Raw genomic sequence first — 13566 nt, forward strand, 5'->3', positions numbered from 1 at the left:
TTAGCGAATTATGGCGACATGGAATTTGTCCGGTACGAAGCATCATCTTCTTCTATGCAACGGCGGCAGCTGCATGCTAAGACATGCAGAAGAAGTGACGCAGGCCATACGTAGCGAGATTGCCTTGCATAATGCGGATTCGCTCATTCATACGACGAGAACAATGTGCAACGGTCGATGCAACGATGCTTGCACCGTCGTTCTGTATCCTCAAGGTATATGGTATCGCAACCTTACTCCTTCCCTCGGAAGGGAGCTCATTCGTCGGCTTCTAGATGAGAAGCTTCCACTGCTTGAACAGATTTCCTATACGTACCAGCATCAGCAGCTTCTTGCAACCGGCCGTGCCGCAGTCGGGGAATTCAAATCAGCCCAATTCAACAATTAAATAATAGGACAATGAATAAGCAGCTGTAATGCTGCTTTTTTTGTTCAGATAAAAATAGGGTACAGGGGTATAGTAAATAAAAGTTGACTAAATATACCTAGGTGGGGTATATTGAGGGTACAGATTGATCAAACCAAGGAGAGATGAAAAATGATAAAAACGACATTACAAGTACAAGGTATGAGCTGCCAGCACTGCGTAAATTCTATTGAAGGAGCACTGAAGGAAGTAGGGGTTGTCGGTAAAGTCAATCTTGTGAGCAGCACTGTGGACGTATCGTATGATGAGAATCTCATCACCATCGGAGCTATTAAAGAAGCCATCGAGGAACAAGGCTACGACATCGTTTAATATAACTGTTAAGTAGGCATAGGGGTGTATAACCATGGGAGAAACCATAACGAATGAAAGCAAACAAGCCAATATTTATGTCGATTTCCAACTGGAAGGTATGACATGCGCCGCTTGTGCGAACCGGATTGAGAAGGGTCTTGGTAAATTACCCGGCGTTACGAATGCATCGGTCAATTTTGCTATGGAAACGGCACGTGTAGAATATACTCCAGGTGAAATCTCCGTTACAAATATGCAGACCAAGGTGCAGCAGCTCGGCTACAAAGCGATCACGAAGCAAGAGAATGACATCAGGGGTGAACACCGCGAGAAAGAAGCGCTGCAGCAAAAACGAATGCTGCTTCTTTCCGCGATTCTATCGTTGCCGCTCTTGTGGAGCATGGTCGGTCATTTTTCGTTTACTTCGTGGATTTACGTGCCGGAAATTCTCATGAATCCTTGGGTTCAGCTTATTTTGGCTACACCGGTTCAATTTTATGTGGGTAGGCCTTTTTATGTAGGCGCCTACAAGGCGCTGCGCAACGGCAGCGCCAACATGGATGTGCTGGTATCGCTGGGAACTTCGGCAGCGTATTTCTACAGCCTATATCTAACTATCTCTTGGTTTTCAGACGGCGCATCGGCGCATCATGGACCATCCTTATACTTTGAAACGAGTGCGGTATTGATTACACTGGTTATAATGGGGAAATTGTTCGAATCGCTCGCTAAAGGACGGACGTCGGAAGCGATAAAGTCCTTGATGGGGCTTCAAGCGAAGACGGCTTTGGTTGTCCGCGATGGTCAGGAGCTCACTATTTCGGTGGATGAAGTTATCACAGGAGACGTCGTACTCGTCAAACCAGGCGAGAAAATCCCTGTAGACGGGAATGTCATTGAAGGAACATCATCCGTCGATGAGTCGATGTTAACGGGGGAGAGTATTCCGGTAGAGAAGAAAACCGGCGATGCCGTTATCGGAGCGACGATTAACAAAAACGGCATGCTCCGAATTTTAGCGACGAAGGTTGGCAAAGAAACGGCTCTGGCGCAGATCATTAAGGTCGTTGAAGAAGCGCAAGGATCAAAAGCGCCGATTCAACGTGTGGCAGACGTTATTTCCGGTATCTTTGTTCCGATTGTTGTCGGTATTGCATTAGTTGCATTCATAGTCTGGTACTTCTTCCTAACAGCGGGTGATTTTGCGGAAGCTTTGGAAAAAGCGATCGCGATCTTAGTTATAGCATGCCCTTGTGCGCTTGGACTTGCAACACCGACCTCTATCATGGCGGGATCCGGCCGTGCAGCTGAGCTTGGGATCTTGTTCAAAGGCGGCGAGCATCTGGAACAGACCCATAAGATTGACGCGATTATTTTAGACAAAACAGGAACAGTCACGAAAGGGAAGCCGGAGCTGACGGATGTTTTGACCGATCATCATGACGAAGCGCAATTTCTAAGGCTTGTCGGCGCAGCGGAGAAGAACTCAGAGCATCCGCTTGCAGAAGCGATTGTTGCGGGGATTAGGGAAAAAGGAATCTCGCTGCCCGGGACGGAAGCTTTCGAGGCCATTCCGGGCTTCGGGATTAAGGCCGCTGTGGAAGGCAAAGAGCTTCTGATCGGTACCCGCCGCTTGATGGAGAAGTTTGGCGTGGACGCCAAACCTGCCTACGAGTCCATGACTCGTTTAGAAGAAAGCGGCAAAACGGCGATGCTAGTCGCAGTAGACAACCGCTACGCAGGCATTGTAGCTGTGGCGGATACGATAAAAGAGACCTCAAAAGCCGCGATTACCAGACTCAAGGAAATGGGCATTCAGGTCATTATGATCACAGGCGATAACGAACGGACAGCCAAGGCTATCGCGGCCCAGGTCGGCATCGAGCATGTGCTTGCGGAGGTCCTTCCGGAAGGAAAAGCGGAGGAAGTAAAGAAACTGCAAGCCCAAGGCAAATTAGTAGCCATGGTCGGCGATGGCATTAACGATGCGCCTGCCCTTGCAATAGCGGATGTCGGGATGGCTGTTGGTACCGGTACGGATGTAGCCATGGAAGCTGCGGATGTAACCCTAATGCGCGGAGATCTTTCGAGCATCCCGGATGCGATCTACATGAGCCGCAAGACAATGAACAATATCAGACAAAATTTGTTCTGGGCTCTCGGTTATAACACGCTCGGGATTCCGATCGCAGCGATTGGTTTACTGGCGCCATGGGTCGCAGGTGCGGCAATGGCATTAAGTTCGGTTTCCGTCGTTCTCAATGCTCTACGGCTGCAGCGTCTTAAAGTGCGGCATTAATTCCTCTTACAGAAGATTGGAGAGATCAAGCTATGAATAAGAAAATGTTACTAGTCTGGGCGGTACTGATTTTAGCATTATTATCCGCCTGCGGAAATTCAAATGATAACCACGCTTCCGGCCATGGGAACCAAAGCGGGCAAACGCCGGCCGCGAATAACACAACTGAAGATAGCCATGGCGGTCATGGTGGCGCTCAAAAAGAGGTGTCTGATAACCTCAAAGCAACGTTTGCGTTCGCCTCTGGAAGCGCAAAAGCAAACCAAGAAACGGAATTGACCATTCAAATTACAGATGAGGACGGTAAACCTGTAAGCGAGTTTGATATCAATCATGAAAAATTGCTTCATCTAATCGTTGTTAACCACGATCTGTCGTTTTTTAACCATATCCATCCCGAGTTCCAGGGAGATGGCAAATTTACCGTAAACACCTCTTTTCCAGCTGGCGGCGAATACAAATTGTTCGCGGATTTCATTCCAACGGGCGGATCTAATATTACTCTTAGCGAATGGGTAAATGTAGAGGGTCAAGAGGGTGAGCATACGGCTATCACACCTGACGAGAAGCTGGTGAAGGAAGTCGAGGGGAAAGAAGCCGAGCTTGCCTTGAGCGGAACGAAACCGGAAGAAGAAGTTACGCTGACATTTAATATTCGCGATGCCAAGACGAAAGAGGGAATTGACAGCTTAGAGCCTTATTTGGGAGCAGTAGGCCATGTCGTTATATTGTCAGCTGATGCGGAGCATTATCTTCATGTTCATCCGCTGGATGAAAAAGCAACCGGGCCGGCAGCAGAATTCGCAACCTCCTTTCCGCAAAGCGGAACCTACAAGATTTGGGGACAATTTCAACATGAAGGAAAAGTGTTCACCGTTCCCTTTGTCGTTGCTGTAAAGTAAACCTGCCTATGAACGTGAATAACCCATGAAGCGCCAATACTTCATGGGTTTGGGTTTAGGGCGGGTAGGATAGTCTGCTTTCCCTATCATGCGCCGACAATATCCTCTTGAAAAAAAGCTTTTGAAATGGAGAATCCCAGCTGATTGCAGGATTGTAACAATTCATGAAGCAAATCGGAATCGAGAAGCCGGGAATTGGGCAGTTCCATAAAATTAAAGTCTTCCTGCTTGATTGCCTTCAAATAGCTTTCCAACGATGCAAAAGCGAATTGGATGGAACGTGGAAAATGGGGATTCAGAATCAAAAATTCCATCACTCTTGCAAATGTTACGTTATCGGCATGCGACTTGCGGAAGGCCTCATAGCCGCCTACTGACTTCAAAAGCACGGTCATGCGGTTATAATGGCTCTTGTCTTGTGAAGAAGCGGGATCACTTATAAAATTGGTTTGGATGGTTTGAAGGATACGTACCGTGTTCTCCGCACGCTCCAAATATTTGCCGGCTTGCAGGAAATTCCATTCCTGTTCCCGAAGCATGGTCGAATCCGCGGCCCCGTAAAAGAGGGATACCCACTCTCTTACACGCTGATAGAACATATAGGGAGATTGCTGCATCAATTTATTTACATCCTGATCCTGCAGCCATAGGTATAAGGAGTTTGTAATTTCCCACAGCTCTCTCGGCAGCAGCTGCCGTAAAGCCCGGATATTATTTCTTGACTGATGAATAATGGAATAGATCGAATTGTTGTTTGTGCGTTCAAAAGTCAGAAAGTGAAGAACAGTCCATTCATTCGCGATGGCGTTATTCTCCTTGAACCGGGCGAGATCTCCCACTGCCGATACAAGCTTTTCCCATGTATAGTCCCGATCATTTTCGTTTCCTCTTAATTCATGACGCATATGATAATTGGCATCAATCAGTCTTGAATGATTTTCGGCTCTTTCCATATAACGTCCTATCCAAAATAACCATTCCGCGTAGCGATTCATCATTTTTATCCTCCTCTTTTATTCGGTTTATTATTTTGTGTGGATTTACAAAACCCAAGTATCTTTTGTACCCCCGCCCTGTGAGGAATTTACGACAAGCGAACCTTCCTTGAGGGCTACCCTTGTCAGTCCGCCCGGAACAACGTGAGTCTCTCTCCCCATAAATACGAAAGCGCGCAAATCGATATGGCGGGGAGATACATGGCTATCCGTTAAAGAAGGGCTGCATGACAGTTTCATAGTCGGCTGGGCAATATACAGCTCTGGCGATAGCTTAATTTTGCCGGCGAATGCTTTAAGCTCCTGCTCGGAAGCGGCTGGACCGATCAGCATCCCATATCCTCCGGAAAGCGATCTTTCTTTAACCACCATCTCAGACAAACGGGCAAGCACATACTCTCTTTCATGCGGCCTTGATAGAATATAGGTTGGCACGTTCTTCAAAAGCGGTTCTTCCTTCAAGTAGTAACGAATCATATCGGTTACGTAAGCATAAACGGCTTTATCATCTGCAACTCCTGTGCCCGGGGCATTGGCAAGCGCGACATTCCCGGCGCGGTAAGCTTGCATCAGTCCCGGCACTCCGAGTAAAGAATTCGGCAGGAAAGCGAGCGGGTCCAGAAATTCATCATCAATCCGTCTGTAGATCACATCCACCTGCCGAAGTCCCTGCATGCTTTTCAAATATACTTTGTGATCAATGACGGTTAAGTCTCTTCCTTCCGCCAGTTCAATCCCCATTTCTTGTGCCAGAAACGTATGATCGTAGTAAGCAGAATTATGAATACCGGGTGTCAACAGCACAACGAGCGGATCCGGCTTAGGATGAGGGGCAATACTGCGCAGGCTGCTCAATAAAGCGTTCAAGCCGTGTTCGATATCGCGCACCCGGTTTTCGAAATACAGCTCGGGAAAAAGGCTCGTCATCAACGAACGGTTTTTGTAAACATAAGACAAGCCCGAGGGCGTTCTCAAATTGTCCTCCAGCACATAAAATTCACCCGTTTCGCTGCGGATGATATCAATTCCGGACAAAGGGATATAAGTGCCGTCCGGGACATCCAGACCGACCATTTCCGGGCGGAAATAGGGATTATCTATGATCAATTTCCTTGGGACGATGTCATCCTCCAGGATGTGCTGCTCATGGTAGATGTCCCAAATGAATGCATTCAAAGCTTGAACCCTTTGTTTTAGACCCCGCTCAAGCAGCTCCCATTCATCTGAAGTAATAATCCGCGGAATCATATCAAAAGGAATGGTCCGTTCCAGGGATGTATCTCCAAGGCTTTCACTGTTTAATGTAAACGTAATGCCTTGCGTGACCATGTGGGATTGCATGAAAGCGTTCCTTTTGTTCAGCTCTTCAATACCCATCTTCGATAAACGTTGGAAAATTTTGCTGTAGGAGGACCTCACTTTACCGTACCGGTCAAACATTTCATCATAAAATGCGGGGCTGTCATAATGGGTAAACAAGTGCTTGCGTTTCGTCATCAGCATATTCATGAGTCATCCTCCAGTTTTCTCATCTCTTTGTTCAATTGAGTGTCACTTTTTCTCACGCACTGAGAATATGGTTAAGTATAGGGGATGGCAACCATGTCTGTATGTCGAAATTACCCCTCTTAATTGTGACAACTTTGTGACTTATCGTTTTTAATCATTTTGTTAGTTGACATTTTGTAAATTTATATACCAACCATGGTTAATTATAGTTACATTGAGGAAAATGGAGTGTATTCGCAAAAAAGGATAGCTGAGCTGGGTTTCTGCTGCAATTTCGCCTGTATTGGGGCTTTGTCAAACAAAATGGACTAATATATGATAGGAATAGAATGAATAACAAACCGGCAATGGCGCCTTTTCCAACGACAACGATGTCTCTATCCGATGGATAGAGGCATTTTTTTTAGAAAAAGATGAAAACCGGCGGTGACGACAAATGAGGTTTACGATTGGAAAGAAAATATTTACGGGTTTTTTATCAGCGGCTGTTTTACTCGGCGCTGCGAGCGGCCTCTCCTATTACTTCATGAACAAAATCAATGATTCCTATACCGATTTAATTAACCGGCGGGTAACGATTCTTACCGCCACCAAGGATATTCAGGTTTTGGCCTTGCAGCAAACGAACGGTTTGCGGGGCTATCTGCTGACGCAAAGTCCGGAATTTATTAATGAACTTGAAACGGCAAACGAGCAATTAAACGTTCGGATTGAACAAACAGGAAGTCTTGTGACCCAGCCGGAAAGTAAAGACTCCGTGCAAAAGTTAACAAGCTTAAACCGTCAATTCAAAGAGAACTATGAACAGCTGCTGGCCAATTATGAGAAGGATCGGAATCAAGAGGAAGCCTTGAATTATTTCAAAACGAAAGTGCTGCCTTTGGGGATCCAACTGGGACCGCTGGCCAAGTCAATCATGGACCGTCAGCAGCAAATATTGAACCAAGGAATACAAATGAATACGGAAATGGTTAAACAAGCCAATGAAGCTGCCTTCTTATTAAGCATTCTTGCATTTATTCTGACCCTATTGATCGGATTTGTCATAACGCGGCACATCACGGGCAATTTATTTAAAATCACAAAGGTGATGGCGGGTGTTACTTCAAATTCTGGCTTGAGAACAAGATTGCCGCGTATTGATGTCCGTACCCGGGATGAAATTGGCGAGATTTCCTATACCTTCAATGAAATGGCTATAGCGCTCGAAAATTATTCAACCCAAGAGCAGGAAAAAAGTATGCTCGAAACAAACATTGCGGAAATGGCTACGATGTATCAAGGGATCCATGATTTAAATGCGCTCGCGCAGCTGTTCATTACCAAGATTACGCCGATGACGGGTTCAAGCTGCGGTGTGTTTTATATCAAGCAGGGCTCCGGGGACAGGCAGCGGCTTCAAAGGCTGGCCGGCTATGCCGACAACCGGCAGGAGATTGGTTTCGAAAGCTTTCTTTTCGGAGAAGGACTTGTCGGGCAATGCGCTTTGGAAAACCGGACCATCATGCTCTCCGACATTCCGGAGCATTATATTCAAATCGTCTCGGGGACCGGGAAAGCATCGCCTTCGAACTTGATCATCATGCCGGTGGAATATGAAGGACAAGTCGTTGCTGTCATCGAATTGGCCTCGTTTACGAAGTTCAGCAAGGCCCAGCAAACGTTATTGCAGCAAGTTTTGAACCATGCCGGGATTACGATTAACAGTATTGCAGGCCGCATGCAGGTGGAAAGACTGCTGCAGGAATCGCAGGCTTTAACGGAAGAACTGCAGAATCAGTCCGAGGAGCTTCGATTGCAGCAGGAAGAACTCAGAAGGATCAACGGTCAGCTGGAAGAGCAGTATAAAAAATCCGAACAAAAGACCAAGGAATTGGAAATTACGAAAATGGAGCTTGAAGAGAAGGCCGATCAGCTTGCGCTCAGCTCCCGGTATAAATCGGAATTTCTGGCCAATATGTCGCATGAATTGCGAACGCCGCTTAACAGCTTGCTAATCCTGTCGGGCCTGCTTGCCGAAAATGCCGATGGCAATCTGAGGGCGAATCAAGTGAAGTACGCTCAAACGATCCATTCATCAGGAAATGACTTGTTGCATTTGATCAATGACATCCTTGATTTATCCAAAGTCGAGTCGGGAAAAATCGAGATCGTCCCTGATGAAATCAGCTTGACGTACATCTGCCATTTTGCGGAGCTTGAATTCCTTCAGGTCGCGCAGCAGAAGGGACTGAAATTTACGACAGAGCTGGATGCCGGACTGCCGCCGACTATTTGTACCGATACGCACCGATTAATGCAAATTTTGAGGAATTTATTAGCTAACGCCTTCAAATTTACGGAACATGGTGAAGTGGCACTTCGCATACATAAAGCGGACAAAGAGATTTTATCCGGTTATCGCGGTCGGATAGATCTGGAGTCGGCCGTTGCCTTTTCCATATCGGACACAGGCATCGGAATTCCGGAAGAGAAGCTGAGCCTCGTATTTCAGGCGTTTCAGCAAGAGGACGGAACGACCAGCCGGAAATACGGAGGGACGGGATTGGGGCTTTCGATCAGCCGGGAACTGGCTCATTTGTTGGATGGATTCATTGAGGTTAGCAGCGATAAGGGGAAAGGAAGCACTTTTACGCTCCTATTACCTGGTATTGTAGGGGGCCAGGCAGCCGGAACTCCGATTTATAACGATGAAGCCGACGCAGCTCATGTTGAAGTTACCGAAAACGAAGAAAAGGCTCCTTTATTACAGCTTGAGGATACCGCCTTCGCAGGTAAGAAAATCTTAATTGTCGATGACGACATGCGCAATATATTTGCTATCACAACCGCCTTGGAAAACAAAAAAATGAAGGTGGTGTTTGCGGAAAACGGAAGAGAAGGCATTAGGGTCCTGCAAGAAAATCCGGATATCGATCTTATCCTTATGGATATTATGCTGCCGGAGATGGACGGATATGAAGCGATGCGTACGATACGGCAAATACCGGAATTCCAGTCTATGCCGGTTATTGCGCTTACGGCGAAGGCCATGAAGGATGACAAAGAGAAATGTATGGAGGCCGGCGCCTCGGATTACATCAGCAAACCTGTGAGCTTGGAGCAGCTTTTCTCGCTCATGCAGGTTTGGCTGTACAGACAGGCGGGATCATATGAGCAGCAAACCGTTTGACCTTTACACGACGAATGAAGCGGAAGAAATTGCCGAGCTGGAAAGGATCGAAATGGAATTGTTTCTGGAAGCTATTTTTAGGCATTATGGCTGCGACTTCAGAAACTATGTGACCCCTTCGATTCGGCGTCGAATTTGGCATCGAATCCACGCCGAAAGTTTGTCGACCGTATCCGGTCTTCAGGAGAAGGTTCTGCATGATCGCCGGGTCTTAAAGAAGCTGCTGTCGGACTTCTCCATTAACGTGACCGAAATGTTTCGAGACCCGAATTTTTTTGCGGCCTTCCGGAAAAAAATCGTACCGTTGCTTAAAGACTATCCTTCTATAAGGATTTGGCACGCAGGCTGCTCAACAGGCGAAGAGGTCTATTCGATGTCCATTCTTTTGCACGAGGAAGGCCTGCATCACAAAACGAGAATATATGCCACGGATATGAATGAAGATGTCATTGAAGAAGCCAAAAATGGCGCTTTCCCACTCGAAAAAATGCAAACTTACACAAAAAATTATGTAAATGCCGGGGGGACGAAAGCCTTTTCCGAATATTACACCGTAAAACACGAACGAGCCGTTTTCCACCCTTTTTTGAGTGAAAATATCGTTTTTGCCCAGCATAATTTAGCCGTCGACGGCTCGTTTAATGAATTTCATGTTATTATTTGCCGTAATGTTATGATTTATTTTAACCATATATTGCTGAATCGTGTTCATAATTTGTTCTACGAAAGTTTGGTCTGCTCCGGATTTTTGGGACTCGGGAATAAGGAAAGCATTGCTTTCACCAGTCAAACAGCGAATTATGAGGAGATGGATGCGAATGAAAAACTTTATCGAAAAATTAAGTAGCGGCATTCAAAAAGTTAATATTTTACTGGTAGATGACCGCCCTGAAAATTTACTGGCACTCGAGGCTCTATTGGACTCCCCTCATTATCGCTTGTTCAGTGCAAACTCCGGCGAGGAAGCATTGAAGTATGTTCTTTCTGAAAACTTTGCGGTTATTTTATTAGATGTGCAAATGCCTGGTCTAAACGGGTTTCAAACGGCAAGCCTCATCAAATCAAGAGAAAAATCGAAGCAAATCCCGATCATTTTTGTAACTGCAATCAGTCAGGCTATGGAGCATGTCAAGCACGGTTATTCCGTAGGCGCGATTGACTATATATTCAAACCTTTCCATCCCGAAACCTTAAAAATGAAAATAGAAGCGTTCGTGAAAATGCATCAATATCAGGAGCAGATTAAGCTTCAGAACGAATTATTGAAAGCGATCGGTGAAACATCCAGCGATACCATCGTTACTACCGACGGGGAAGGGAAAATGTTAACCGTAAGTTCCGCAGTGACACGGATGTTCGGCTACCACCCCGAAGAGTTAATTGGCCAGCCTATCGATAACCTTGTCCCATCGTTGTTTTCCTATTTTTCAGAGGAGCAAGGATTAAGAAAGATCATTGAAACCTCGGGATTGCGCAAAGATACAGGTATATTCCCGGCCGACATCCAGACAGGAGAAGCAAGCATAGAAGGTCAGCGCATATGCGTCTTTTCTATCCGCGACGTGACCGAACGCAAGCTGATGGAGGAGGAACGTTTCCGTAAAATATTCGATGCGACTCCTAATTTAGTTTCCTTGAGATCGCTTAAGGACCACAGATATATTAATGTGAATGAAAGTCTGCTGAACGCTACCGGTTATTGCCAAGAGGAGGTAATCAACCAAACTACGGATGTGCTGCAATATATTGTTGCTTCTGATGAAAAGGGGGGAGTTGAGGATTTATCTGGATCGGGGAAACAGGACAAAAATGTAAGAATTAGTTATATGACGAAATCAGGTGATATGCGTGAAGGATTAATGTCGTCTGAAATTATGGAAATACATGGCGAACAATGCCTGCTTAGTGTAGTGACGGATATTACGGACCGTCTGTTTCTTGAGAAGGAAATGGTCAGGCTGGACCGACTTAATTTAACGGGGGAAATGGCAGCTGGGATTGTGCACGAAATCCGTAATCCGATGACAACTGTGCGCGGTTTCCTACAATTGTCAAAAAGCCGTCCGTCAGCGGAATATACAGACATTATGATTGAGGAACTGGACCGGGCTCATAACATCGTGACGGAGTTTCTCGCCGTTGCTAGCATTAACCCGACGAATCGTAAAATAAAGCAGCTGAATGCAGTGGTAGAAGCGCTATTTCCGTTAATCCAGTCGAAGGCAATGTGCGATAATCATCATGTCAAGCTTGAGCTAGGAGATTGCCCTGACTTGAAATTGGATGAAAAGGAAATTCGCCAGCTGCTTTTAAATCTCGCGCTCAACGGTTTGGACGCGATGCCTGCCGGAGGAATATTAACTATTAAATCGTACAAGGAAGAAAATGAGGTCGTCCTGGAGGTAAGGGATCAAGGCTGCGGGATCAAAGAAGAGCTGATTCCAAAATTAGGGACCCCTTTTTTCAGTACAAAAGCGAATGGCACCGGGCTCGGATTATCCGTAAGCTATGGCGTTGCCGCCCGGCACGATGCGGTTATTAAAGTGAAGACAAGCGAAAAGGGAACGATATTTTATGTTCACTTCAGGTTGCATTAATCAAAATTATATAAAAATTTATGGAAGAATCAAACGTTTTCATTTACTTTAAAGTCTGTTATTCTACTGAGGTATGAATTAATGGGCTGAGGGGTGAGCAACTATCAAACCGGTTACTGTTTATGATATCGCTAGGGAAGCTAACGTCTCAGTAGCCACTGTGTCGCGCGTGCTTAACAACACGGCTCCTGTAAAAAAGTCGACGAGAGATCGAATTACGGAGCTGATCAACAAGTATCAGTTTCAGCCGAACGCGCTTGCCAGAAGCTTATTTAAGAAGGAGACCGGTATGATCGGCGTGATCCTGCCGGACATTACAAACCCGTTTTTTCCAGAGGTGCTTTCCGGACTCGATCAGGAAGCAAGAAACAAGGGGTATACGTTTTTCCTTTGCGATACCGTGTCGACGAATACGAATGGGGATTCTGGGGAACAATACGTGCGCGAATCAGAGTATTTGAATATTCTCGTCGAGAAGCAGGTCGATGGGATTATCATGCTCGGAGGCCGAATCAACTTGGCCAAACCAAGCGCGGAATTAGTGAATGAGGTCGTTGAGGTCTGCAAGCGCGTGCCGGTGCTGTTGATTAATGGAAATCTTCCTGGTGAGGGCATGAACCGCGTTTATGCCGATGAGAAGGTGGGTGCGGAGCTGGCGACACAGCATTTAATTGATCTGGGTCACCGTGATATAGCGTTCGTTGGCGGTTACAGGCATATGTCAAACACGCTTCAGCGTATCCAGAGCTTTGTCAAAACGATGGAAAAAAACGGATTGAAGGTTCGAAAGGAATGGATGCTGGACGGAGGATTTTCCGTAGAAAGCGGCAAAGCATTTTTGAATATTCTTCTTGGCCTGCCTGAGCGTCCGACAGCTGTTTTTTGCGCGAATGATCTTGTTGCCATCGGGGTTATGAAGGCGGCAAATAAAGCGGGACTTCGGGTGCCGCATGATTTATCACTTGTCGGGTTTGACGATATTCCCTATGCATCTAACAGCATTCCTGAATTGACTACCGTCTCATTAAAATGCTATGACGTAGGTCGAAACGCGGCTGATTTGCTCCACCAAATGATCACCAAGAACAAGGTCAGCAGAAATACCAAAGTAAGACCTGAGCTGATTGTTAGAGAGTCTACAGCCCCTCCTGGCGGGAAAGGACTAAAGGCATAGATTCGTTATAAAAAAATATTGACAACGCTTACAATGTCGAATAGAATCAAGGTGTCTAAAGTTTACGGACTGACGCGGAATCAAATGTAACCCGTTACATGCTGCTGCAATATCTAATTATTTTTATACTAGTCCCAACACAAATACACATCAGAATACCGTAGTGAAAAACAATTGTTGTTTATATCGGTTTATGA

The 13566-nt window shown here is 46.0% G+C and carries 10 protein-coding genes; 8 read left to right on the plus strand and 2 right to left on the minus strand.

The genetic code is table 11. The features are described from left to right. Positions 1-10 precede the first annotated feature (10 nt). From DFP97_RS11160 to DFP97_RS11175, 4 genes are all read left to right on the plus strand, one after another. Positions 11-388: a (2Fe-2S) ferredoxin domain-containing protein gene (locus DFP97_RS11160; protein WP_114380060.1), complete on the plus strand. Its 378-nt coding sequence runs from the start codon at positions 11-13 to the stop codon at positions 386-388. A 150-nt stretch (positions 389-538) separates the two neighbouring features. After that, positions 539-739, plus strand: coding sequence for a copper ion binding protein (locus DFP97_RS11165; RefSeq protein WP_114380061.1), 201 nt, complete (start codon positions 539-541; stop codon positions 737-739). A gap of 34 nt (positions 740-773) precedes the next feature. Beyond that, entirely contained in the window at positions 774-3020 is a 2247-nt protein-coding gene (locus DFP97_RS11170; RefSeq protein WP_114380062.1) for a heavy metal translocating P-type ATPase, read from the plus strand. A gap of 32 nt (positions 3021-3052) precedes the next feature. Beyond that, positions 3053-3922, plus strand: coding sequence for a hypothetical protein (locus tag DFP97_RS11175; RefSeq protein ID WP_114380063.1), 870 nt, complete (start codon positions 3053-3055; stop codon positions 3920-3922). A gap of 86 nt (positions 3923-4008) precedes the next feature. On the opposite strand, the gene DFP97_RS11180 is transcribed toward DFP97_RS11175, so the two are convergent. Together DFP97_RS11180 and DFP97_RS11185 are read right to left on the minus strand one after the other, a co-directional pair. Then, on the minus strand, positions 4009-4920 hold the full coding sequence (locus DFP97_RS11180; protein ID WP_114380064.1) for an alpha-E domain-containing protein: 912 nt from the start codon (positions 4918-4920) through the stop codon (positions 4009-4011). Between the two features lie 42 nt (positions 4921-4962). Beyond that, positions 4963-6426 carry a circularly permuted type 2 ATP-grasp protein gene (locus tag DFP97_RS11185; protein WP_114380065.1) on the minus strand — a complete coding sequence of 488 codons (1464 nt, stop codon included), beginning with the start codon at positions 6424-6426 and terminating at the stop codon, positions 4963-4965. A 436-nt stretch (positions 6427-6862) separates the two neighbouring features. Here DFP97_RS11185 and DFP97_RS11190 point away from each other — a divergent pair, with 436 nt between their 5' ends. From DFP97_RS11190 to DFP97_RS11205, 4 genes are all read left to right on the plus strand, one after another. Then, entirely contained in the window at positions 6863-9598 is a 2736-nt protein-coding gene (locus DFP97_RS11190; RefSeq protein ID WP_114380066.1) for a response regulator, read from the plus strand. Beyond that, entirely contained in the window at positions 9579-10445 is an 867-nt protein-coding gene (locus DFP97_RS11195) for a CheR family methyltransferase (protein WP_114380067.1), read from the plus strand. Before DFP97_RS11190 ends, DFP97_RS11195 begins: the two co-directional genes overlap by 20 nt. Next, entirely contained in the window at positions 10417-12195 is a 1779-nt protein-coding gene (locus tag DFP97_RS11200; RefSeq protein WP_114380068.1) for a PAS domain S-box protein, read from the plus strand. Before DFP97_RS11195 ends, DFP97_RS11200 begins: the two co-directional genes overlap by 29 nt. Before the next feature lie 103 nt (positions 12196-12298). Further along, the gene (locus tag DFP97_RS11205; RefSeq protein ID WP_114380069.1) at positions 12299-13369 is read left to right on the plus strand and encodes a LacI family DNA-binding transcriptional regulator; all 1071 of its coding nucleotides are present in this window, start codon (positions 12299-12301) and stop codon (positions 13367-13369) included. Positions 13370-13566: the final 197 nt, after the last annotated feature.

Origin of the sequence: Paenibacillus prosopidis (assembly GCF_003337375.1) — a bacterium.
Lineage (GTDB): Bacteria > Bacillota > Bacilli > Paenibacillales > Paenibacillaceae > Pristimantibacillus > Pristimantibacillus prosopidis.